Source organism: Sphingomonas sp. MMS24-J13, assembly GCF_044905095.1.
Classification (GTDB): Bacteria; Pseudomonadota; Alphaproteobacteria; order Sphingomonadales; family Sphingomonadaceae; genus Sphingomonas_I.
In genome coordinates, this window is the sequence record NZ_CP173258.1 from 1,430,834 (window position 1) to 1,451,910 (window position 21,077).

Annotated in this window: 24 protein-coding genes and 1 tRNA gene; 15 read left to right on the plus strand and 10 right to left on the minus strand. The window is 64.6% G+C overall.

The window, feature by feature from the left end:
• Together leuC and leuD are read left to right on the plus strand one after the other, a co-directional pair.
• Complete coding sequence (gene leuC / locus AB4Z44_RS06745) at nucleotides 1-1,401, plus strand: 3-isopropylmalate dehydratase large subunit (RefSeq protein WP_404713290.1); 1,401 nt, start codon at nucleotides 1-3, stop codon at nucleotides 1,399-1,401.
• Nucleotides 1,398-2,021, plus strand: a complete 624-nt coding sequence (leuD, locus tag AB4Z44_RS06750; protein ID WP_404713291.1) for a 3-isopropylmalate dehydratase small subunit — start codon at nucleotides 1,398-1,400, stop codon at nucleotides 2,019-2,021. The genes leuC and leuD overlap by 4 nt, the downstream gene beginning before the upstream one ends.
• Here leuD and AB4Z44_RS06755 read toward each other — a convergent pair whose 3' ends face one another.
• Both AB4Z44_RS06755 and AB4Z44_RS06760 read right to left on the minus strand, forming a co-directional pair.
• Entirely contained in the window at nucleotides 2,022-2,342 is a 321-nt protein-coding gene (locus AB4Z44_RS06755) for a hypothetical protein (protein WP_404713292.1), read from the minus strand.
• A 180-nt stretch (nucleotides 2,343-2,522) separates the two neighbouring features.
• Nucleotides 2,523-3,029, minus strand: coding sequence for an outer membrane protein (locus AB4Z44_RS06760; protein ID WP_404713293.1), 507 nt, complete (start codon nucleotides 3,027-3,029; stop codon nucleotides 2,523-2,525).
• 453 nt (nucleotides 3,030-3,482) lie between these two features.
• On the opposite strand from AB4Z44_RS06760, the gene AB4Z44_RS06765 reads away from it, so the two are divergent.
• The 3 genes from AB4Z44_RS06765 to AB4Z44_RS06775 all read left to right on the plus strand — a co-directional run bounded on the left by AB4Z44_RS06765 (nucleotide 3,483) and on the right by AB4Z44_RS06775 (nucleotide 5,144).
• Entirely contained in the window at nucleotides 3,483-3,887 is a 405-nt protein-coding gene (locus AB4Z44_RS06765) for a hypothetical protein (RefSeq protein ID WP_404713294.1), read from the plus strand.
• Between the two features lie 116 nt (nucleotides 3,888-4,003).
• A complete protein-coding gene (locus AB4Z44_RS06770; protein ID WP_404713295.1) occupies nucleotides 4,004-4,402 on the plus strand; it encodes a DUF6152 family protein in 399 nt (132 codons plus the stop codon).
• Nucleotides 4,403-4,415: 13 nt separating this feature from the next.
• Entirely contained in the window at nucleotides 4,416-5,144 is a 729-nt protein-coding gene (locus tag AB4Z44_RS06775) for a hypothetical protein (RefSeq protein WP_404713296.1), read from the plus strand.
• A gap of 182 nt (nucleotides 5,145-5,326) precedes the next feature.
• On the opposite strand, the gene AB4Z44_RS06780 is transcribed toward AB4Z44_RS06775, so the two are convergent.
• Nucleotides 5,327-5,402: transfer RNA gene (locus AB4Z44_RS06780), tRNA-Ala, on the minus strand.
• A gap of 133 nt (nucleotides 5,403-5,535) precedes the next feature.
• Nucleotides 5,536-5,850, minus strand: coding sequence for a TIGR02300 family protein (locus AB4Z44_RS06785; protein ID WP_404713297.1), 315 nt, complete (start codon nucleotides 5,848-5,850; stop codon nucleotides 5,536-5,538).
• Between the two features lie 112 nt (nucleotides 5,851-5,962).
• Here AB4Z44_RS06785 and aroA point away from each other — a divergent pair, with 112 nt between their 5' ends.
• The 8 genes from aroA (at nucleotide 5,963) to AB4Z44_RS06825 (ending at nucleotide 12,145) form a co-directional block, all read left to right on the plus strand.
• Entirely contained in the window at nucleotides 5,963-7,303 is a 1,341-nt protein-coding gene (aroA, locus tag AB4Z44_RS06790; RefSeq protein ID WP_404713298.1) for a 3-phosphoshikimate 1-carboxyvinyltransferase, read from the plus strand.
• Complete coding sequence (locus AB4Z44_RS06795) at nucleotides 7,300-7,551, plus strand: hypothetical protein (protein WP_404713299.1); 252 nt, start codon at nucleotides 7,300-7,302, stop codon at nucleotides 7,549-7,551. Before aroA ends, AB4Z44_RS06795 begins: the two co-directional genes overlap by 4 nt.
• A complete protein-coding gene (gene cmk / locus AB4Z44_RS06800) occupies nucleotides 7,548-8,192 on the plus strand; it encodes a (d)CMP kinase (protein ID WP_404713300.1) in 645 nt (214 codons plus the stop codon). Before AB4Z44_RS06795 ends, cmk begins: the two co-directional genes overlap by 4 nt.
• A gap of 6 nt (nucleotides 8,193-8,198) precedes the next feature.
• Nucleotides 8,199-8,789 (plus strand): peptidylprolyl isomerase, encoded by a 591-nt coding sequence (locus AB4Z44_RS06805; protein WP_404713301.1) that lies wholly within the window; start codon nucleotides 8,199-8,201, stop codon nucleotides 8,787-8,789.
• Nucleotides 8,790-8,864: 75 nt separating this feature from the next.
• Nucleotides 8,865-9,281 carry a hypothetical protein gene (locus AB4Z44_RS06810; protein WP_404713302.1) on the plus strand — a complete coding sequence of 139 codons (417 nt, stop codon included), beginning with the start codon at nucleotides 8,865-8,867 and terminating at the stop codon, nucleotides 9,279-9,281.
• A gap of 314 nt (nucleotides 9,282-9,595) precedes the next feature.
• Nucleotides 9,596-11,308 (plus strand): 30S ribosomal protein S1, encoded by a 1,713-nt coding sequence (rpsA, locus tag AB4Z44_RS06815; protein WP_404713303.1) that lies wholly within the window; start codon nucleotides 9,596-9,598, stop codon nucleotides 11,306-11,308.
• 179 nt (nucleotides 11,309-11,487) lie between these two features.
• A complete protein-coding gene (locus AB4Z44_RS06820; RefSeq protein ID WP_404713304.1) occupies nucleotides 11,488-11,766 on the plus strand; it encodes an integration host factor subunit beta in 279 nt (92 codons plus the stop codon).
• A gap of 28 nt (nucleotides 11,767-11,794) precedes the next feature.
• Nucleotides 11,795-12,145, plus strand: a complete 351-nt coding sequence (locus AB4Z44_RS06825; RefSeq protein ID WP_404713305.1) for a VOC family protein — start codon at nucleotides 11,795-11,797, stop codon at nucleotides 12,143-12,145.
• Between the two features lie 44 nt (nucleotides 12,146-12,189).
• Here AB4Z44_RS06825 and AB4Z44_RS06830 read toward each other — a convergent pair whose 3' ends face one another.
• Nucleotides 12,190-13,176, minus strand: a complete 987-nt coding sequence (locus AB4Z44_RS06830; protein ID WP_404713306.1) for a zinc-dependent alcohol dehydrogenase family protein — start codon at nucleotides 13,174-13,176, stop codon at nucleotides 12,190-12,192.
• A gap of 63 nt (nucleotides 13,177-13,239) precedes the next feature.
• On the minus strand, nucleotides 13,240-13,740 hold the full coding sequence (locus AB4Z44_RS06835) for a hypothetical protein (protein ID WP_404713307.1): 501 nt from the start codon (nucleotides 13,738-13,740) through the stop codon (nucleotides 13,240-13,242).
• Nucleotides 13,741-13,876: 136 nt separating this feature from the next.
• Here AB4Z44_RS06835 and AB4Z44_RS06840 point away from each other — a divergent pair, with 136 nt between their 5' ends.
• The gene (locus AB4Z44_RS06840; RefSeq protein WP_404713308.1) at nucleotides 13,877-14,752 is read left to right on the plus strand and encodes an SDR family oxidoreductase; all 876 of its coding nucleotides are present in this window, start codon (nucleotides 13,877-13,879) and stop codon (nucleotides 14,750-14,752) included.
• A gap of 253 nt (nucleotides 14,753-15,005) precedes the next feature.
• Nucleotides 15,006-15,173, plus strand: coding sequence for a hypothetical protein (locus AB4Z44_RS06845; RefSeq protein ID WP_404713309.1), 168 nt, complete (start codon nucleotides 15,006-15,008; stop codon nucleotides 15,171-15,173).
• Between the two features lie 24 nt (nucleotides 15,174-15,197).
• Here AB4Z44_RS06845 and AB4Z44_RS06850 read toward each other — a convergent pair whose 3' ends face one another.
• The 4 genes from AB4Z44_RS06850 to glgA form a co-directional block, all read right to left on the minus strand.
• Nucleotides 15,198-15,854, minus strand: coding sequence for a trimeric intracellular cation channel family protein (locus AB4Z44_RS06850; RefSeq protein ID WP_404713310.1), 657 nt, complete (start codon nucleotides 15,852-15,854; stop codon nucleotides 15,198-15,200).
• A gap of 307 nt (nucleotides 15,855-16,161) precedes the next feature.
• On the minus strand, nucleotides 16,162-17,790 hold the full coding sequence (locus tag AB4Z44_RS06855) for an alpha-glucosidase family protein (protein ID WP_404713311.1): 1,629 nt from the start codon (nucleotides 17,788-17,790) through the stop codon (nucleotides 16,162-16,164).
• Nucleotides 17,787-19,643: a glycogen debranching protein GlgX gene (gene glgX, locus AB4Z44_RS06860; RefSeq protein ID WP_404713312.1), complete on the minus strand. Its 1,857-nt coding sequence runs from the start codon at nucleotides 19,641-19,643 to the stop codon at nucleotides 17,787-17,789. The genes AB4Z44_RS06855 and glgX overlap by 4 nt, the downstream gene beginning before the upstream one ends.
• A complete protein-coding gene (glgA, locus tag AB4Z44_RS06865; RefSeq protein WP_404713313.1) occupies nucleotides 19,640-21,076 on the minus strand; it encodes a glycogen synthase GlgA in 1,437 nt (478 codons plus the stop codon). The genes glgX and glgA overlap by 4 nt, the downstream gene beginning before the upstream one ends.
• Between the last annotated feature and the right edge of the window lies 1 nt (nucleotide 21,077).

Genomic DNA, 21,077 nt, shown 5'->3' on the forward strand with positions numbered 1-21,077 from the left:
ATGGCCGCGCGCACGATGTTCGCCAAAATCTGGGACGCGCACGTCGTCTCCGACGAGGGTGATGGTTTCGCCCTCCTTCACGTCGATCGACACATCGTCGTCGATCTGAACGGCCGTTCCTTTCCCGCGCTGGTCAAGCGCGGGCTCAAGGTGCGCAACCCCGAACTCACCTTTGCCACGCCTGATCATTCGATCAGCACCGATCCCGCCGCATCGGATCGGTGCGGCGCGGACAATCCGGTGCTGCAGGAATTGCGCGAGGGCACCGCGCGCGAGGGCGTCCGCCTGTTCGACATCGGCGAGCCAGGTCATGGCATCGTCCACGTCACCGGTCCCGAAATGGGACTCGTCCTGCCGGGCATGACCGTGACCGTCGGCGACAGCCATACCTGCACCAATGGCGCGCTGGGCGCGGTCGCCTGGGGGGTCGGTCAGGGTGAGATCATCCATATCCTCGCGACCCAGACGACGCGGCAGAAACGGCCACGCACCATGCGGGTGCGGATCGACGGCGCGATCCCGCACGGTGTCGTCGCCAAGGATCTGATCCTGTATCTCGCCGGCAAGGTCGGCGTTGCGGCGGGCTCGGGCTTCGCGGTCGAATATGCCGGTACAGCGATCGAAGCCTTGCCGATGGAGGGGCGGCTCACGCTCTGCAACATGTCGGTCGAATGGGGTGCGCGGTTCGGCTTCATCGCTCCCGACGAGACAACTTACGCCTGGCTCGAGGGCCGCCCGCATGCCCCGAAGGGTGCCCTGTGGGCGCAGGCGCTCGACTATTGGCGCACGCTGCCGAGCGATCCCGATGCAGAGTTCGATCGCGAGATCGCCGTCTCGATCGCCGACATCGCGCCGCAGGTCACGTGGGGCAACAGCATCGACGCCGTCCTGCCGATCGATGGCTGTATCCCCGATCCCGCCGCCGAGCCCGATGCCGCCCGCCGCGCCGATATGGCGCAATGGCTGGCCTATATGGACCTCGCACCCGGCCAGCGGATCGACTCGCTGCCGATCGACCGCGTATTCATCGGCTCCTGCACCAATAGCCGGATCAGCGATCTGCGCGCGGCCGCGCAATTGGTCGAAGGGCGCAGCGTAGCGCCGGGCGTGGCCGCCTGGGTCGTACCGGGATCGGCGCTGGTGCGCGCGCAGGCCGAGGCCGAGGGGCTCGACGTGATCTTCACCCGTGCCGGCTTCCAGTGGCGCCAGCCGGGCTGTTCGATGTGCCTGGGATTTAATGGTGACATGGCGCTGCCGGGCGAGCGTGTGGTCTCGACGTCCAACCGCAATTTCGCCGGACGCCAGGGTCCCGGCAGTCGTACCCATCTCGCCAGTCCGCTCGTCGCCGCCGCATCGGCGATCGCGGGCCACATCGCCGATCCGCGAAAGCTCGCCGCATGAGCGCGCCCCTCGTCCGGATCGCCGGCCCGGCGGCAGCGCTCGTCCGGCCCAACATCAACACAGACATCATCGCCCCGCCCGGCCGCGCCAACAAGCCGGACGCTTTCGGTCAGCCCGAAGATGGCGCGGCGCGCGTGTTCGGCCCGTGGCGCTATGACGCGCAGGGCGCCGAAAAGCCGGATTTCGTGCTCAATCGCCCGCCCTTCCGCGCCGCTCGCTTCCTGCTTGCCGGCCCCAATTTCGCCTGCGGCAGTTCGCGCGAGTCGGCGCCGCACTGGCTCTACGCCTTCGGGCTGCGCTGCATCCTTGCCCCGAGCTTCGGCGGCATCTTCTACGATAATTGTTTCCGCAACGGCCTGCTGCCGGTGGTGGTCGACGAAGCGACGATTGCGCGTCTGGCCATTGTTGCCGAGACCGGCTTCGCCTTCACGCTGGACATGGTCGCGCGACGGATCGACGCGCCCGATGGCACCGTCCTGCCGATCGACCTCCCGTCCTTCCGCTACCACCAGTTGCTGACGGGGCAGGACGAACTCACCATCACGCTCCAGCACACCGCGGATATCGACCGCTATCAGGCTCGGTCGCGCATCGAGCAGCCATGGTTGTGGCAGGGCTGATCAGTTGCCGTCCGCATCGACCATGAACACCATGGGCTTGCCGCGCGATGCTGGCTCCCATCCCGCCACCAAAGCTGCGCGAATACCGCGCGTAACGACTGCGTCGGCGATCTGGAGGCGGCCACGTTGCAAGCCCTTCATCATGCGCTTGGGCGGCGGAAATTCCAGCAATGCGCCGCGCGGGGAATCCTTCTGCATCAGCGACACGGTCATGCCCTTCCAGCCGTCCAGATCGGTCAATTGCGGCTCGCTCCGAACTTCCCACTCATAATCGAACCCATCGACGGTGACGGTGCCGGAAAGCCTGTGTGTCTGTAGCATGGTATCCGACCTAGCATGGTTATGCCGCCGGACCATCAATCTCGACTGGTAGTGTAAGCCACCCCCGATTTTTAGCGCGTGTCGACGTGGCTTGGAGAGAATGCCGCCGGCGTCATTGCCGGCGGCATTCCTATTGGCCGCCCCATCGACGGCGCGAGCCGTCAGTGGCGCTGCTCGGGCTCAGAAGCGGAAGCCGACGCCGACGATGCCGGCGTCGCGGCCGCCGAAATGATCCTCATATTCGGTGCGGCGATATTCCGCCGAAATATAGGTCTTCGGCGTCACCGCATATTCCAGACCGCCACCGAAGCGGACGCCCTCGAGATTGGTATGGCCGTTGCCATTGGTCTCGAAGCGGGTGGTGTCATAGCCGACCTTGGCGAAGCCGAGGATCTTCGGCGTCAGTACGTAGCCGATACGGGCCGAGACCGCGGCATCGCGCGATGCATTAACGCCACCGAATTTGGTGGTCGAATCCTCGAGCGTCGCCTCCGCGCCCAGCGTGATCCTGGGGGTGAGGCCATAATCGTATCCGAACGCACCGCCATAGGTGACGCCGTCGCTGCCATGGACCTTGTCATAGCCGACGGTCGCCCCGATCCGCGCACCGGTGAACGGCGCGGCACTCTGCGCGAACGCGGGGGCTGCCACGGCAAGAGCCGCGGAGGCGATGATGAAAATGCGCATAAAACACTCCTTGAAGCCGCACCCGATCGAAATTGGGGGGTACCGAGATGCGGGGCGGCGCCTCTGGGCGCGGCCGGATGAACGCAAAATAAACGTCACAGATACTGTTGCTGCGATGCAACGTAGACGCCTGTTTGCCCGTCAAGTTCTTGAAATCGGGAACGTCGACGTTAGGCCTGACCGCTCGAGCGCATTTTCGTACAAAACGGTATGATATGGCCGTCGATATGCGACGGGCCGTGCTGAATGCCGCGTACGCGTGGCATAAAAGGACGTGCTTTTCGAAAGCGCGAATTTGCTCGGGCAAGCGAACGGCGATGTTGCACAGCCGCGCCGAGTTGCTGGAGCGTGTTCGCACCGCTGCCCCGTGGCTCTTTACCCAGCCGAGTGCGGCGGAGCGGACTGCGTGCGTCGACGCGATCACCGCCAAGATTGGCAAGCCGAAATCGTCAGGTGCCGGCCGAACGCAATGCTAAGAAGAGGTGGCGCGCTGGCTTCGGCGCTCCCGATGCGCTGTCGGTCGTGATACCGGCGGTGTCTTCACCTCATTCAGCCGGCGGCAATCCCGCTACCCGCACCCTCGCCATCGTGAAACAAATCGCGGCACTCTTGCTCCTGTCCATCGCTACTGAGGTTTCGGCTCAGCCGGTGGATGAAGACGTCGCGCATCGCGCCGATCGTCAGCAGACCGAAGCGTTGAACCGCCGCGTCGCCGACGACATCGCCCGGCGAAACCGGGCGAATGCCAATGGCCAGGACAGCTACGAGGCCGCTACCGCCCGCTATGCGCGCCAGCTTCAGGAATGGCGGAGGAGAGTGGAGGCCTGTCGCGCGGGCTATTACGATGCGTGCGAATGAAAGCCGATTTTCCGCCAAGATAGAGCGCACCATTTTTCCTTGATCCGTCAACGATCGCGCATTGCGGCGTTCGTGCAAAAAGCTACAATGACGGCAGAAAATAACGGGAGAGAAAGATGGGCTTTGAAAAAGGGCCGCTCGGCCTGGTTGGGTTGACGCTCGCGTTGCTGGCATCGCCAGCATCGGCGCATCACTCATTTGCACAGTTCGACAATTCGCGGTCGCTCACGCTCAGCGGTACGGTGACGTCGTTCCAGTGGACCAATCCGCACGGCTATCTCGAGATCGATACCGCGGACGCCAGACACTACGTCTTCGAACTGACCAGCCCCAACATGATGTCGCGCGGCGGCTGGACCTCGCGCACGATCAAGCCGGGCGACGTGGTGACCGCGATCGAGGCCCCGTTGCGTGATGGCAAGCCGGGCGGACTGCTGCTGGAGGTGATCCTGCCCAACGGCAAGCATATGCTGCCCGGCGTACCCAATGCCGAACGCTACAAGCGGACCTCGTGAGGAGCGCGCGGCCATGACGATCGCATCCTTCCGCATCACGCTCGGCGCCTTGCTCGCCACGACTGCCCTGCCCGCCCTCGCCCACTCCGATTTCACCGGCATGTGGGAGCGTTACCCGGTGCCGGGCCAGAAGCAGGTCGATCAGCGCTACGCGCCGAGCACCATCCCGCCCCCGCCGCTCAAGCCGGAGTTCAAGGGACCGTACGAGATTCAGCAGAAGAAACTCGCGGCCCGAATCGCTGAGGGACAGCCCGCAGGCGACAATTATGTCCACTGTATTCCCGATGGCATGCCCGCGATGATGATGGGCATGTTCCCGATGGAGATCGTGCAGCGACCCGAGCAGGTCAACATCACCCAGGAGGCGTTCAACCAGACGCGGCGAATCTACATGAACCAGCCGCTGCCCAAGTGGGACGAGATCGATCCCAGCTTCTTCGGCCGATCGGTCGGGCATTGGCAGGGCGATACGCTGGTGGTCGAGACGACGGGGGTGAAGAGCTACGTCACTTTCCGCTGGGCGCCACATTCCGAATCGATGAAGATTACCGAACGCATCCACTTGATCGCGCCGGACTATCTGAAGGACGAGGTCACCGTCGAGGACGATCATCTCGAGAAGCCGTGGGTATGGGCTTGGACCTTCCACCGAATGAAGGATTACAAGATCCAGGAATATGTCTGCGAGGACAATCGCGAATATGTCGACGAGCAGGGCAATACGCGGCTGCGGGTGAAGTGATCTGAATATCCCTTCCGGCACGGGAGGGAACATCGCATGGTGATGGTCGAGGGTGAGAGCGCCCTCGACGGCATCGTTGGCCGGGGCTCCTGCGCCACGCTGCTACGCAATGTTTACTTCCCATTCCGAGGGAATGGTTCTCAGGACGGACAATCCGTCCAGCGCCTTTAGGTTGAAGAGGGTGGTGGAGCCGTGGGGGATCGAACCCCAGACCTTCGCAATGCCATCGCGACGCTCTCCCAGCTGAGCTACGGCCCCTCGCCCTGACGCCCCGCAAAGGGAGCGTTTCTGACGTTTTCGCCGGCCTGGGTGGGTGCCGGCGAAGAGTGAGGGCGCGCCTTAGATCGGGCGCGCCCGCTTTGCAAGCGGGTCAAAACGACCCGCTCACAAATTAATGATCTTCTTCCTGCTCGCCCGTATCGACGCCGATATCGTCGTCACCGCCGAGATCGACATCGTCGTCGGCGTTGGGCTCCTCGTCTTCATCCACGTCCAGCTCGGCCGCCAGATCGGTATCCTCGACCTCCTTGTTGGAGGCAGGCTTCGGCGCATCGAACGGCAGCGGCTGCTTGGACTTCAGGACCGGCTCCGGCTCCCACAAGGTGCCGCATTCGACACAGCTGACCGGCTCGTCCTTGCCGAGATCGTAGAAGCGGGTGCCGCACTTGGGGCAGGTGCGCTTGGTGCCCCATTCAGGTTTCACCACAGTTGTTCAAGCTCCGAATAAAAATGAAAATGGACGCCGCGCGCTAGCGCGAACCGGCCCAGTGGTCGGGCGCCTTGCCACGCGCCGGGTCGGCTGGCAAGGACCAGCGCTCATGCATCAGATGGCCCCCTCCCCCGCTGCCTTCAAGGCCGCGCGTCCGCTCACCGGGCGCGTGCGTGTTCCAGGCGACAAATCGATCTCGCATCGCGCGCTCATGTTCAGCGCCCTCGCCATCGGCGAAAGCCGCATCGAAGGGCTGCTCGAAGGCGAGGACGTCCATGCCACTGCCGGCGCGCTCCGCGCGATGGGGGCGGATATCGTCCGGGAGGCCGACGGTACCTGGATCGTCCATGGCGTCGGCGTCGGTGGGCTGCTCCAGCCGGCCAATGCGCTCGACATGGGCAATTCGGGTACCTCGACCCGATTGCTGATGGGGCTGGTCGCGAGCCACGCCATCACCGCTGCCTTCATCGGCGACGCCTCGCTGTCGCGCCGACCGATGGGGCGAGTGACCGATCCGCTGTCGCGCATGGGCGCCGATTTCACCGTGTCGCCCGGCGGCCGCCTGCCTTTGATGATGCGTGGCGCCTGCCCGGCGGTGCCGATCGAATATCGGCTGCCGGTGGCGTCGGCGCAGGTCAAATCGGCGGTCTTGCTGGCCGGGCTCAACACGCCGGGCATCACCCGCGTGATCGAGCCGATTGCGACGCGCGATCATAGCGAGCGGATGCTGCGCGGCTTCGGCGCCGAGCTGACGGTCGAGGAGGATGCGGATGGCGCGCGGATCATCTCGATCCGCGGCGAGGCTGAGCTTCGGCCGCAGCATATCGTCGTACCCGGCGATCCCTCGTCGGCAGGCTTCCCGGTCGTCGCCGCCTTGCTGGTGCCGGGGTCGGACGTGACGGTCGAGAATGTCGGGCTCAACCCCACCCGTGCCGGCCTCTATGAAGTGCTACGCGCGATGGGGGCCGATCTGACCTTCGAGAATGAGCGCATCGTTGGTGGCGAACCGGTCGCCGATATCCGCGTGCGCCATTCGCGGCTGACGGGTGTAGAGGTTCCGCCCGAAATCGCACCCAGCATGATCGACGAATTCCCCATCCTCTTCGTTGCCGCCGCGATGGCAAATGGCCGCACCGTGACACGCGGGCTGGAGGAACTGCGCGTCAAGGAGAGCGATCGACTGGCTTTGATGGCGAACGGGCTTGCCCGGCTAGGGGCGCATGTCGAGGAGCGTGAGGACGGGCTGGTCATCGACGGCACCGACGGCACGCCGCTCGCAGCCAACGGGCCTGTCGCGATCGCGGCCGAGCTCGATCACCGCATCGCCATGAGCTTCGCGGTTGCCGGGCTGGCCTCCGCCAACCGGGTCGAGGTCGATGACATGGCGCCGGTTGCGACCAGCTTCCCCGGCTTCGCCGCCATGTTGCGCAGTCTCGGAGCGGAGGCATGAGCAGCCTGGCCGCCGATATCGTCGGGCTGATCGGCAGCACGCTGATGGTCATCGCCTACGCCTACAGCAATATCGCGAAGGCGATGAACTTCGTCCTGTTCAATCTGCTGAATCTGGTCGGATCGGCGTTGCTGATCGCGTCGCTGGCGGTGCATTTCAACCTTGCGTCGATGGCGCTGGAAATCGTGTGGGCGTTCATCGCCCTGTTGGGGCTGATCAAGGCTTTGGGCAAAAGGCGGGCAGCATGATCATTGCAGTGGATGGCCCGGCAGCGTCGGGCAAAGGGACGATCGCCAAGGCATTGGCGCGCCATTACGGCCTGTCGCATCTGGATACGGGACTGCTCTATCGCGCGGTCGGCATGGGGGTGTTGCGCTCGGGTGGCGATCCCTCGTCGCCGGAGGAGGCGCTCGAGGCCTGCCGCTTCAGCGCCAACCTTCTGGAAGATCAGGCGTTGAAGTCCGAGGCTGCCGGCAAGGCCGCCTCATTGGTCTCGGCGCACCCGGGCGTGCGCGCGGCCCTGTTCGATCGACAGCGCCATTTCGCCCAGCAGATCGGCGGCGCGGTGCTCGACGGACGCGATATCGGCACCGTCATCGCTCCTGAGGCCGATGCGAAGCTGTTCGTCACCGCCCGGCCCGAGGTGCGTGCCGAGCGCCGCCATGCCGAATTGCTGCGCGCCGGGATCGAGGTGCATTTCGAGTCGGTTCTCCACGATATCCGCGCCCGCGACGAACGCGATTCAGGGCGGAGCGCTGCGCCGTTGCGGATGGCCGAGGATGCGGTTCTGCTCGACACGAGCGATCTCGGCATCGCCGAGGCGATCGCCGCGGCGATCGCGCTGGTGGAGCGCGGGGGCCATCGTCCCGCCAACGACGCGGAAGCCTGAACCTCGATGCGGCCACGGTTCGTCGCGTCCCTGCTGCTTGCTCTCGCCACCACGGCCGAGGCAGCGCCGCGCCCGGCGCCTCTGCCGCGCGTCGCGATCAACACCAGCGAGGGGACGATCGTCGTCGAGCTCGAGGCGAAGCGCGCGCCGATCAGCAGCGCCAACTTCCTCAAATATGTCGATGCGCATCGTTTCGACGGCACTTACTTCTACCGGGCCGCGCGCGCGAAGAGCGATCCGCATCGCGGCCTGATCCAGGGCGGGATCGATCACGACATGCCCAAGACCTTCTTCCCGATCAAACATGAGCCGACCAGTGTCACTGGCCTCAAACATGTCGACGGCACGCTATCGATGGCGCGTAACGATCCCGGGACGGCGATGGGCGATTTCTTCATCACGATCGGGCCCGCCGCCGGGCTGGATGCCGCGCCGGGGTATCCCGGCTATGCCGCGTTCGGGCATGTCGTGAAGGGGATGGACGTGGCGAAGCGCATCCTCGCCAAACCGACCTACCCCGGCGGCTATTCATTCGACACGATGGGGCAGACGATCCGCGATCGAGTGAAGATCATCACGGCGGTGCGCATCCGATAAAGGCGCCACAAAAGCCTTGGCCCGGTGCTTGCACGCGCCTAGGGAAGCGCCGCTCTCCCAATCACGCGAAGTATCATGACGAAATCGGCCACAGACCTGATGCAGGAAATCCTGTTCGCATCGCTGATCGATGCGGTCGGCGCGTTGCGCGCGTCGTCGAAGGGTGTGCCCAACGCAATGCTGCGCGATCTTAACGCGATCGGGCCGAACACCGGCTTCGCCGATCTGCCGAAGGAATTGCAGGCGAGCCTGACCGCATCGGTGCGCGAGGCGTTCAACCGGCTGCTCAAGGAGGGCTATAGCGTCTCCCCCGGCCGGCCGACTCCGCCGCCGCCGTCGCGCCCGGTGCCCAGCTTCACCCGCCCCTCCTCGCGGCCGGGCGGCGATCGCCCGCGTCCGGGTGGTGGCGACCGGCCCAACAACCGCCGGCCGCGGCCGGGTGGTGGTGGTCAGGGCGGCGGCGGCCAGGGTGGGAACCAGGGCGGCAAGTGACGCTTGTTCAATCAAGTGACGCTTGTTCAATAAGGCCGTTCGCTCAGCAGCGCGTACCCGCCTCCTTGCCCGCTTGCTGAACCAGCTTCTCCACGTTATATAAACTCTATCCTGCGAGCGATGCTCGCGGAGGATGGCGCGGGGAGGTCGGCTAAGCCGCACCTTTGACGCGCCCTTTTCGCATTTCGCGCTAAGCCCTCCGCTCGCCTTTGCCCTTGGGTGCTGCCCGGGTATTCGGCCCGTGTGGCTCTTCGGCTGAAGACCTCCGGAGACAACCGGACGGCCGGAACACGACTGAAGGACTAACCTATTTTATGGCCACTACGGCATTTCCCACGCGCGACGATTTCGCGGCACTTCTGAACGACACGCTTGGCGGCGAAGACCAGGGCTTTGAGGGCCGCGTGGTCAAGGGCACCGTCACCGCCATCGAAAACGACATGGTCGTGATCGACGTTGGCTTGAAGTCCGAAGGCCGTGTGCCGCTCCGGGAATTCGCCCCCGCCCCCGGCCAGAAGGCCGAGCTCAATGTCGGCGATGAAGTCGAAGTGTTCGTCGACCGCGTCGAGAACAGCCACGGCGAAGCGATGCTGTCGCGCGACCGCGCCCGCCGCGAAGCCGCATGGGACAAGCTCGAGGAAGAGTTCGCAGCCGGCAACCGCGTCGACGGCGTGATCTTCGGCCGCGTCAAGGGCGGCTTCACCGTCGACCTCAACGGCGCCGTGGCGTTCCTGCCGGGCAGCCAGGTCGATATCCGTCCGGTGCGCGACGTGCAGCCGCTGATGGACATTCCGCAGCCCTTCCAGATCCTCAAGATGGACCGCCGCCGCGGCAACATCGTCGTGTCGCGTCGCGCCGTTCTCGAAGAGACCCGCGCCGAGCAGCGCACCGGCCTGATCCAGAGCCTCGCCGAGGGTCAGATCGTCGACGGCGTCGTCAAGAACATCACCGATTATGGTGCGTTCGTCGATCTGGGCGGCATCGATGGCCTGCTGCATGTCACCGACATCAGCTACAAGCGCGTCAACCATCCTTCGGAAGTGATCGCGATCGGCGACACGGTGAAGGTGCAGATCATCCGCATCAACCGCGACACCCAGCGCATCAGCCTCGGCATGAAGCAGCTCGAGAGCGATCCGTGGGAGGGTGCGGCTGCCAAGTACCCGATCGGCGGCAAGTTCACCGGCCGCGTCACGAACATCACCGAATATGGTGCGTTCGTCGAGCTGGAGGCCGGCATCGAGGGCCTGGTCCACGTCTCCGAGATGAGCTGGACCAAGAAGAACGTTCACCCGGGCAAGATCGTTTCGACGAGCCAGGAAGTCGACGTCATCATCCTCGAGGTCGACGAGGACAAGCGCCGCATCAGCCTCGGCCTCAAGCAGGCCCAGGCCAATCCTTGGGAGCGCTTCGCCGAGCTTCACCCGGTCGGCTCGACGGTCGAAGGCGAAGTCAAGAACGCGACTGAATTCGGCCTGTTCATCGGCCTCGACAACGACATCGACGGCATGGTCCACATGTCCGATATCGCCTGGGGCGTGTCGGGCGAGGAAGCGCTGGCGCTTCATCACAAGGGTGAGACCGTCAAGGCGCAGGTGCTCGATATCGACGCCGAGAAGGAGCGCATCAGCCTCGGCATCAAGCAGCTCGAGCGCGGCGGTGTTTCCACCGGTGTCGCTTCGAGTGGCGGCGGCGTCAACAAGGGCGCGATCGTCACGGTCACCGTGCTTGCGGTTACCGACGGCGGCCTCGACGTTCAGGTCGGCGACGACGGTGTGACCGGCTTCATCAAGCGCAGCGACCTCGGTCGCGACCGCGACGAGCAGCGTCCGGAGCGCCATCAGGTCGGGCAGAAGCTCGACGCGATGGTCACCGGCTTCGATCGTTCGAAGAAGCCGACCTTCTCGGTCAAGGCTATGCAGATGGCCGAAGAGAAGCAGGCCGTTCAGCAATATGGTTCGTCCGATTCGGGTGCATCGCTGGGCGACATTCTCGGCGCCGCACTCAAGGCGCGCGACGAAGCGTAAGCTTCACGTCAAACCGAGTGTTTTTTGGGGCGGCCTCGTGCCGCCCCATTTGTTTCGGGGGCGACTCATACGTTGCCATTGATCCAGTTTAATCGCATAGTGTCGCCATCGAGTACGGGGTGCCATTCGTGGGGGAATGGCCACGCTTTCCGGGTACTGCATGCAGGGGGGAATTTGCGGTGATCAGATCTGAGCTCATAGCGCAGCTCGAAAAGGATCAGCCTGACCTTTCGCCACGCGAGGTCGAGCAGATCGTCGCTTTCATCTTCGACAGCATTTCGGAGCAATTGGCGTCGGGCGGCCGGGTCGAACTCCGCGGCTTCGGTACCTTCACCACGCGCGCGCGCGACGGCCGGGTCGGTCGCAATCCGCGCACCGGCGAGGCGGTCGAGGTCCAGCCCAAGCGAGTTCCATATTTCAAGCCGGGCAAGGAAATGCGGCACCGCCTCAACGTCTGAGGCTTGGCGACGTTCGCGGAGGTCGCTGATGTCCTCTCCTGTCGTTCACTTCGAAATCGGTAGCGCCGACGCGGCTGCGGCCGCTTCTTTCTACACATCCGTATTCGGCTGGAGCTTCGCCGATGTCGGCCCGGCGAAATTGATCGTCGGCGGGGCCGAAGGCGGCCCGTCCGGCATGCTCAACGCACTCGGTCATCCACCCGAAAACTATGTGATGGTCTATATCCAGGTCGACGATGTCGAGGCCTCGCTGGAGTTGATCGCCAAGTGCGGTGGCGCCTGCATGGTCCCGCCGCAACCGTTGCCCGACGGACGGCGCTTCGCCTGGATCAAGGATCCCGCCGGCAATCTGATCGGCCTGTTGACGCCTTTGCCCTGAAGACTGGAGCCCTCGCTGATCCGGCGGAGGGCTCCTGTCCGGGGTCAGAGCGTCACCACGACCTTGCCCACCTGCTGGTTCGACTCGAGATAGCGATGCGCTTCGACCAGATCGTCGAAGGCGAAGGTCTTGGCGATCACCGGCTTGAGATGGCCATCGGCGAGCCCGCTCAGGATCGCCTCGCGCGCCCGATCGAAACGGTGCGGGTAGCGCGTGATCTCGGTGCACACCCAGCCGCGGATCGAGAGCCCCTTCATTGCCGCCGACCAATGCGGATAGGGGGTCGGCTGTTCGGAAAGCCCGCCATAAATGAAAAGGATACCGCGCTCGGCCATCGCCTCGGCCAGCTTCATCACATCGGGGCCGCCGACCGGATCGAACACCAGGCGCGCGCCCTTGCCGCCGCTAATCCGCATGGTCTCGGCGACGAGATCGACTTCGTCGGTGGCGATAATATGCTTCGCCCCGTGGGACTTGAGCGCCTCGGCCTTGGCGCTGCTACGCGTCGCCGCGATCGAAGTGGCGCCGGCCCAGTTCGCCAACTGGATCGCTGCCAAGCCGACGCTGCTCGATGCGGCGCGGATCATGACGAAATCGCCGAGCCCGGCCTCGCCCACCTCGATGATCGCGAAAGCGGTGAGATATTGCATCCAGATCGCCGCTGCCTCGACCACCGACAAACCCGGCGGTGCCGGCAACAGGGCGAAAGCCGGCACGATCGCCTGCTCGCCGGCGATGCCGTAGGTGCCGAGCCGGAACAGCGGCAGTACGCAGACGCGATCGCCTTCCTTGTAGCCGGTCACATCCTCGCCCACCGCCTCGACGATGCCGACGCCTTCGTAATGGATCAGGCTGGGCAGGGTCGCAGGTACCGGATAGCGGCCGGCACGGAACATGGCCTCCGATCGATTGAGTCCGATCGCCTCGACCTTGATCCGGACTTCGCCCGGGCCGGGATCGCCCACGATCATCTCTTCGAACGTCAGGACTTCGGGCGGGCCCTGCTCATGGATCCGAACGACCTTGGCCATCACATCTCTCCCATTTGATTCTCGTCGTGCTCATAGCGCGACCGGCTTTGTCCGCGTGATCCTTTATCGCTGCGGCGACATATGTGCATCGGCGGCGTCGGACGCGCCTTCGCGATCGACCAGCGCGCGAACCAACCGGACGCCTGCCACCGCCGCACCGATGAGGTCCACACCGCTCCCGCACCGTGTGCCCGGATCCTGGCTGGCACAGGAGGCCATACCCGGCGGCGGCGACATGTCCGGCCGAATCTCACCGACCGCGAGGCGGGGGTGATCCGGTGGGCCGCGCTCCTCGGGCAAGGGTAGCCGGTCGGGTGATCCGCCGCGCCCACCGATCCCGCACACCACCACCTCATTGTCCTTGGGGCGCTGGCAAGGCGCCGGCAGCGGTACTGGGCCGAAATTGCGCTTGTAATCGACCATCGCCTGCTGCGCCGGCGAGCTTTTGGCCCCAACCGGCGCGGGCGGGCCTGCCAGTTCGGCGGCTAGCGGCGCGGTGATCGCCATCGCAAGCGCGAGCACCGCCAGCTTGCACGCCCCGCGCAGCTGATGTCCGCTGCTCATCCCGTCCGCTTTACAGGAGAATTGCCAACCATTTTTTCAATCTCGTTCCTGGCCACGCCGCATTGGTATAGCGTCCTTGCAGCGACAGGAATTATCAAGCAGCCAGTCAGGCGTATTATCCGTGGGAGAGAGCAAAGTGACCGAGATACCCACCCTTGCCGTCACCGGTGCCACCGGCCAGCTGGGCCGCATCGTCGTGCGTCTGCTCCGTGAGCGGCATCCGGACATCAAGGTCATCGCACTCGTTCGCGACGTCGCCAAAGCGGGGGACCTGGCCGCGCTGGGCGCCGAGCTTCGCCTATTCGACTATGACCAGCCCGAGAGCCTACAGGGCGCGCTCGAAGGCGTGGACAAGCTGCTGCTCATCTCCGGCAACGCGGTGGGCGAACGCGAACGACAACATCGCGCGGTGATCGACGCTGCCAAGGCCGCCAATGTCGGGCTGATCGCTTATACCAGCGTGTTGCGCGCATCGGAGACCAGCCTCCCGATCGCGGCCGAACACAAGGCGACCGAGTTGATCCTGCGCGGGGTTGGGGTACCGCATGTGTTGCTCCGCCACGGCTGGTACCTGGAAAATTACCTGTTTCGGGTACAGGCCGCCGCGAAAGACGGCAAGCTGGTCCATTGCGCGGGCGATGGACGGATTTCGGCCGCCGCACGCGCGGATTATGCCGAGGCCGCCGTCGCCATCCTGACATCGCCCGAGAGCCAAGCGGGGAAGATTTACGAACTGGCCGGCAGCGACAGCTTTACCTTCGCCGACATGGCAGCGGAAACTACGCGCCAAAGTGGCAGGTCGGTGGTCGCAGTCGATCTGCCCAAGCCTGAATTCGAAGCCGCCATCGTCGCCATCGGCCTGCCCGCGTTCGTGGCGGCGTTGATTGCCAAGTCGGATTATGGCGCCCGCGAGGGCGGTTTGTTCGATGATAGCCGCACACTGGAGCGGGTGATCGGGCGCGAGCCGACGCCATTGCACCAAATGATCACTTCGGCTCTGTCCGGCATTTGATCGGGCGCCGATATTTCGGTCAGGCGGTCAGTGCCCGCTGGCGCGGCGCGTGCCGTCGTTCTGCAGGATCAGGTCGTGGCAGTCGTCAACGCGACGCGCGAACATGGTCGGCTTTCGGCGCGCGATCACCGTTGAAAGCAACCTCGCGAAGCCCAGGACCTACGTCCAGCAATTTGATCCACGCCGGTCGGCGGCGCCCAGTGGCAGTTGATCAGCGTCGATGGGCACGCGCCGTCGGCCAAGGAAGCGCAGGATGCGCGCCTCGCTGCAGAGCATGACCTTCACGATGCGCTATCCGCAGCTGCCCGACGGCTCGATCGTACCCGCCGATGCAATCAGCGACATCACCGGATCCGCCATGGGCAAAGCGGGCCAGATGCGCACGACCACGACGTTTTCGGACTTCCAGATGATGCAGTGAGGCTTTGGCTGAGGGCGAAGCAGCTTACCGCAGATGCGGGAGGCGCCATGCACCTAGCAACGCAGCGGTGCGCAAGGCGAAAATCATGATACCGGCGATAACACCCGCAGCGTCTTTGCGGAACTTGAACTGCCGCATCAACACGACCATCAGCGCTGCGCCCGCAAGCGCGGCGGTAGCATAGAAATCCTCATGCAGGACGCGCGGGACTTGCGCGCAAAGTACGTCGCGGAGAATGCCGCCACCGCATCCGTTCACGGTGGCGATGATCGTGATACTGGCACCGTTCAGTTTGTAGTCGATGCTTTTGCGTGCGCCTGCAACGGCAGCGAGTGAGAGGCCGACCGCCTCAAATATATCGACTGCCAGCGGTGGGGTAAAATCACCAACCCTGCCCAAAGCGAGAGAAGCGGCGACCACCGCGACCGTCGCTGCCAGTGCGAGTGCCGCATAGCGCCAATCTCGAAATGGGGCGGGTGGGTGCTCGCCGAGCAAGATGTCACGGATAACAGCGCCGCCAACCGAACCGACAAAGGCCAGAACGAGGATGCCGAACAGATCAAAATCGGCCCGAACCCCAGCCAGCGCGCATTCTGTTGCCAGAACGAAAGTCGCCGCGAGATCTACGGCGGTGAGTACGCCGTCGCGAATGCGGCTGCCAGACGGCCCGGAGCCCGTCATCGCCGTATCATCTCGTCGGCAATCACGTCGCCTTGATCCAGTTGATCAGTGTCATCACTGCCCTGCCGATCAAATTTCAAACCCGGCCATAGCCTTAAGTGACAAGCCTCAAAAAAGCGAAGTCAATGTCAGCTTTCATGTTAAGCCGGGCCATGAGCAAAGCCTCTTACCCCATTTGCTGCTCGTCCATATCGCTGCAAACGAACGCGGTAAGGAAATGTTGGACGCGTATATAGCGTGGCGAGCGCTCCTTGGCTTTTGGATCGCGAGGAAGGTCCGCCATTGAAGCGGTTGCCGACCGTCCGCCTTATGCGTCTACGGCCTGGACCCGCGATACGCCATCGAGCGGGATCAGCAATTGGCCCCATCCAAGCAGGACCAGATCCTCGCCGGCGAAGGCCTGCCCGAGCTGTCCGGCTACATCAGCGCCAGACCATGGCACCGGCTCGGGCGAAAGGTTGAAGACGCAAAGGAGAGTCTCCTCCGCGCTCTCGCGCACCACCGCCAGCAGATCGACCGGCGCCTCCAGGAATTGGATCGATCCCACGCTGAGCGCCGGATGCGCTTTGCGCAGCCTTAGCGTGCGGCGATAGGCGCCAAGCAGCGAGTCCGGGTCGCCCTCCTGCACGTCCACCGCCGCCTCCCGATGCACCTCTGGAATTGGCAACCACGGCGTACCGCTGGTAAAGCCCGCCTGCGCCACCTCCGCTTCCCACACCATCGGCGTGCGACAGCCGTCGCGCCCCTTGAAGGAGGGCCAGAAGCGGATGCCATAGGGATCGCGCAGATCCTCGAAGCGCAATTCGGCTTCGGTCAGGCCGAGTTCCTCACCCTGGTAGAGGCAGATCGCCCCGCGCAGCGCCACCAGCAGGCCGATCGCCAGCTTCGCTATCTGGCGCGGATCCTCGCCCGGCGGCGTCCAGCGCGTGGCATGGCGGACGACATCGTGGTTGGAGAGCGCCCAGCAGACCCAACCCTGCTTCGCCGCGCGCTCGAAACTGTCGACCACCTTGCGGAAATAGACCGGGGTGAATTCGGTGCCGAACAGATCGAACGTGTAGCAGAGGTGCAGCCGATCCTTGCCCATCGTGTAGAGGCCGACCGTCTGGGGCGATCGTACGCCATCGCCGACTTCGCCCATCGCCACCCGATCGGGATATTCGTCCAGCCCGGCGCGCAGCCGTTCGAGGAAGGCGATATTCTCGGGCTGGGTCTTGTCGTAGCGATGCTCCTGGAAGCCGTAAGGGTTCGTGTCCTGCACGTCAAATCCACCGCCCCGCACAGCCGGCGGATTGTCGCGCAATTTAGCATCGTGGAAATAATGGTTGCACGCATCGAGGCGGAAACCATCGACCCCACGATCCAGCCAGAAGCGCGCGGTATCGAGCAACTCCTGCTGCACCGCCGCGCTATGGAAATTGAGATCGGGCTGGCTCGCGAGGAAGCTGTGCATGTAATATTGCATGCGCACCCCATCCCATTCCCAGGCCGGCCCCCCGAAGACCGAGAGCCAGTTGTTGGGGGCGGTGCCGTCCGGCTTGGCGTCGGCCCAGACATACCAATCGGCGTAGTCGTTATCCTTGCTGGCACGGCTCGCCTTGAACCATGCGTGCTGGTCCGACGTGTGCGAATAGACCTGATCGATGATGATCCTGAGCCCGAGGGCATGCGCCTGCGCGATCAATTCGTCGAAATCGGCAAGCGTGCCGAACAACGGATCGACGTCGCGGAAATCCGATACGTCATAGCCCATGTCCGCCATCGGCGATGTGAAGAAGGGCGCGATCCAGACCGCATCGACGCCGAGTGCCGCAATATAAGGCAGCCGTCGGGTAATGCCCTTGAGGTCCCCCACCCCGTCGCCATCGCTATCCTGAAAAGAGCGCGGATAGACTTCGTAGATGACGGCGCCACGCCACCATTCGGGCATGCTCATGCGACGAACACCACGCTACGGGGGCCGACCTCGGTAGGGGGATCGGCAAAATGGACGGTCTCGGGCGATCGGTTGATCAGCACGGTGATGCCGGGCAGCCGCATGCCGATCGCGAAAGTGTTTGGATCATGCCAATCCTTATCCTCGAAGCGCCGGCCATCGGGTGCCAGCCACATGACGTCGGCATCGGACAGCAATTGCGGATCGGCCAGATGCGGCGCGCCCGCGCGGATCCTGGCGAGCCCCGCGACATAATCCTCCAATTCGGCATCGCGCCCGGCCCAGTCGAGCCACGTGATCGCATTGTCCTGGCAATAGGCATTGTTGTTGCCGTGCTGCGTCCGCCCGAACTCGTCGCCTGCCGTAAGCATGATCGTACCGCGCGAGGCATACAAAGTGGCGAGCAGCGCCTTCAGGTCGCGCCGTCGCGCCGCCCGGATATCGGGATCGGCGGTCGGACCCTCGATCCCATTGTTCCACGAGATATTCTCGTCGTGGCCGTCGCGATTATGCTCGCCATTGGCCTCATTGTGCTTGGCTTTGTAGGCGACGCAATCGGCGAGGCTGAAACCGTCATGCGCTGCGATGAAATTCACGCTGCGCGACTTCTGCCCGGAGAAGATATCCGATGAACCTGCGATGCGCGTGACCAGGTCCCCCATCCTGGTTGGATCGCCGCGCCAGAAGTGACGGACATCGTCGCGATAGCGGTTGTTCCACTCCAGGAAACGAGCCGGGAAATTGCCAAGCTGATAGCCGCCCAGCCCGACGTCCCACGGCTCGGCGATCATCACGCGATCGGCGAGCAGCGGATCCGCCGCCATGTCGGCGAACAAGGCCGCCTGGGAATCGAAGCCGTGGTCGTTACGCCCGAGCACGGGGGCCAGATCGAAGCGGAAGCCGTCAATGCCGGCGTTGCGGACGAAATGGCGTAGCGTATCGAGGATCAGGCGCTGCACCGGCGCGCGATCGCAGGCAAGCGTGTTGCCGGTGCCGCTATCATTGGCGAGCTGAGCCCCGTGCATCCGGAAGTAACTGACTCCGTCGATCCCGCGCAACGACAGGGTCGGGCCGAGCGCATCGCTCTCGCCGGTATGGTTGAACACGACGTCCAGGATCACCCCGATCCCGGCCGCATGGAGCTTCGCGACCGCATCGCGCAATTCGGTGATTCCGCCGGGCGCGAGCCGCGGATCAAGCGCCATGAAGGTAACCGTATTATAGCCCCAGCCGTTGGTCAGCCCGAGCGGAGCCAGATGGCGCTCGTCGGTCCAGGCCGCGATCGGCATCAGCTCGACCGCCGAGACGCCGATCTTCTTGAGGTGCGCGATCACCGCCGGATGGCCGAGCGCCGCGATCGTACCGCGCTGATGCTCGGGCACGTCCGGGTGCAGTATCGTAAAGGCGCGCACCGATAATTCGTAGATCAGTCCCCCGGGCGCGAAGCGCGGCGGTTCGAGGAAGCCGGGCTCGTCGAGCGTGGTGACGATCGCCTTCGGCACCAGCGCCGCCGTGTCGAAGCCGTGGAGGGACAGGCAGGGATCGTGGCTGAAGGGCCGATCGATCGCGATGGCCCATGGATCGACCAGCAATTTGCTGTGGTCGAACCAATGGCCCGTGGTCGGGCTGAAAAGGCCGTCGGCGCGGTAGCCGTACCGCGTGCCGGGCCGCACCGCCTCGACGAAAGCGTGATGCCAGCCGGCCTGTTCGGCGCGCAGCCGGGTGGTTGCGATCTCGGCATCGTCCGCGTCGAACAGCACGAGGTCGATCGTCTCGGCATGCGCTGACCAGATGGTGAAATCGGTGCCGTCCTCGGTGGCGCGCGCACCCGGAGGCGTTTCGGGTTCGATCACGCCTCCTCCGCCCGTTCCACCAGCGCGCGATATAGCGCCGCATAGCAGCCGGCGCTGCGTCCCCATGAGAAATCGGCCTTCATGCCGGCGCGCTGCATCGCCAGCCACGGTTCGCCCTGTCGGAAGAGCGTGACCGCGCGCTGGAGCGCGCGGCGCAGGGCGAGCCCGCTATTCGCATCATGCACGATCCCCGTGGCGACGCCCGCCGCGATAGCCGCTTCGTTGGCATCGATCACCGTATCGCCGAGCCCGCCGGTACGTGCGACGACGGGTACGCAGCCGTAACGCAGCGCATAAAGCTGGGTCAGCCCGCACGGCTCGAACCGCGACGGCACGAGGATCGCATCCGCGCCCGCCTGGAGCAGGTGCGACACGCCCTCGTCATAGGCGGTGAGGATGCCGACCTTGCCAGGATAGCGTCCGGCGACAGCCAGCAGCGCATTCTCGATCGCCCGATCGCCCGATCCGAGCAAAGCGAGCCGTCCGCCCATGGCCACCAGATCGGGGATGGCGTCGGCGAGAATATCCATTCCCTTCTGCCAGGTCAGCCGGCTCACCACCGCGAAGATCGGCCCTGCTTCGCGCGCCAGCCCGAACTTCCTCTCGACCGCGGCCCGATTCCGCCGCCGCCCGATCAAGCCACGCGCGTTGTAATGGACCGGGATCAGCGGATCGACGGCGGGATTCCACTCATGCGTGTCGATACCATTGAGGATGCCATGCAGCCGATTGCCGCGCGCATTGAGGAGCCCCTCCAGCCCCATGCCCTGCGCGGGGGTCAATATCTCGGCGGCATAAGCCGGACTGACCGTGGTGATCGCGTCGGCATATTGCAACCCGGCCTTCAGATAGCCGACCCCGCCATAATATTCGACGCCGTCGACCGCGAACGCGGACGGCGGCAACCCCAATATCGGGAAGATGCCGGCGTCGAAGCGGCCCTGGAAAGCGATATTGTGGATCGTGATGACACCGGGAATTTTGTGCGCATGGCCGTGGCGCATGTAAGCCAGGGTCATTGCCGCCTGCCAGTCATGGACATGGACCAGAGCCGGCCGATAATCCTTGATCGCCCCGCCCGCGATATCGGCCGCGACCGACGACAGAGCCGCAAAGCGCCGCCAATTGTCCGGCCAGTCATTGCCGCCCGGATCGCCATAAGCGCCGCCGTCGCGCACGAAATGATGCGGCGCGTCGAGCACGAGCAGAGATTTGACCCGCAGCACGCGCGCCGGGCCACCGAACAGATCGTCGTAGCGTGCGACCACCTTGCCCTTGCCGACAGCGCGCAGCACCGCCGGATAGCCGGGAATCAGGGTCGTGACCGATATACCCAGCGGCGCGAGCGCAGCCGGCAGCGCGCCGACCACGTCGGCCAGCCCGCCGGTCTTGATCAGCGGATACATTTCGGAAGCGACGGCGAGCACGTCCATC

Excerpts from the sequence above, each read along its gene's own strand:
- AB4Z44_RS06775 (WP_404713296.1), top strand. The coding sequence starts at position 4,416 with ATGACGATCGCATCCTTCCGCATCACGCTCGGCGCCTTGCTCGCCACG.
- AB4Z44_RS06835 (WP_404713307.1), bottom strand. The coding sequence starts at position 13,740 with ATGAGCAGCGGACATCAGCTGCGCGGGGCGTGCAAGCTGGCGGTGCTC.
- AB4Z44_RS06795 (WP_404713299.1), top strand. The coding sequence starts at position 7,300 with ATGAGCAGCCTGGCCGCCGATATCGTCGGGCTGATCGGCAGCACGCTG.
- AB4Z44_RS06830 (WP_404713306.1), bottom strand. The coding sequence starts at position 13,176 with ATGGCCAAGGTCGTTCGGATCCATGAGCAGGGCCCGCCCGAAGTCCTG.
- AB4Z44_RS06855 (WP_404713311.1), bottom strand. The coding sequence starts at position 17,790 with ATGAGCATGCCCGAATGGTGGCGTGGCGCCGTCATCTACGAAGTCTAT.
- AB4Z44_RS06770 (WP_404713295.1), top strand. The coding sequence starts at position 4,004 with ATGGGCTTTGAAAAAGGGCCGCTCGGCCTGGTTGGGTTGACGCTCGCG.
- AB4Z44_RS06845 (WP_404713309.1), top strand. The coding sequence starts at position 15,006 with ATGCGCGCCTCGCTGCAGAGCATGACCTTCACGATGCGCTATCCGCAG.
- AB4Z44_RS06825 (WP_404713305.1), top strand. The coding sequence starts at position 11,795 with ATGTCCTCTCCTGTCGTTCACTTCGAAATCGGTAGCGCCGACGCGGCT.
- glgA (WP_404713313.1), bottom strand. The coding sequence starts at position 21,076 with ATGGACGTGCTCGCCGTCGCTTCCGAAATGTATCCGCTGATCAAGACC.
- leuC (WP_404713290.1), top strand. The coding sequence starts at position 1 with ATGGCCGCGCGCACGATGTTCGCCAAAATCTGGGACGCGCACGTCGTC.
- AB4Z44_RS06755 (WP_404713292.1), bottom strand. The coding sequence starts at position 2,342 with ATGCTACAGACACACAGGCTTTCCGGCACCGTCACCGTCGATGGGTTC.
- rpsA (WP_404713303.1), top strand. The coding sequence starts at position 9,596 with ATGGCCACTACGGCATTTCCCACGCGCGACGATTTCGCGGCACTTCTG.
- AB4Z44_RS06760 (WP_404713293.1), bottom strand. The coding sequence starts at position 3,029 with ATGCGCATTTTCATCATCGCCTCCGCGGCTCTTGCCGTGGCAGCCCCC.
- cmk (WP_404713300.1), top strand. The coding sequence starts at position 7,548 with ATGATCATTGCAGTGGATGGCCCGGCAGCGTCGGGCAAAGGGACGATC.
- aroA (WP_404713298.1), top strand. The coding sequence starts at position 5,963 with ATGCATCAGATGGCCCCCTCCCCCGCTGCCTTCAAGGCCGCGCGTCCG.
- AB4Z44_RS06850 (WP_404713310.1), bottom strand. The coding sequence starts at position 15,854 with ATGACGGGCTCCGGGCCGTCTGGCAGCCGCATTCGCGACGGCGTACTC.
- AB4Z44_RS06805 (WP_404713301.1), top strand. The coding sequence starts at position 8,199 with ATGCGGCCACGGTTCGTCGCGTCCCTGCTGCTTGCTCTCGCCACCACG.
- AB4Z44_RS06810 (WP_404713302.1), top strand. The coding sequence starts at position 8,865 with ATGACGAAATCGGCCACAGACCTGATGCAGGAAATCCTGTTCGCATCG.
- leuD (WP_404713291.1), top strand. The coding sequence starts at position 1,398 with ATGAGCGCGCCCCTCGTCCGGATCGCCGGCCCGGCGGCAGCGCTCGTC.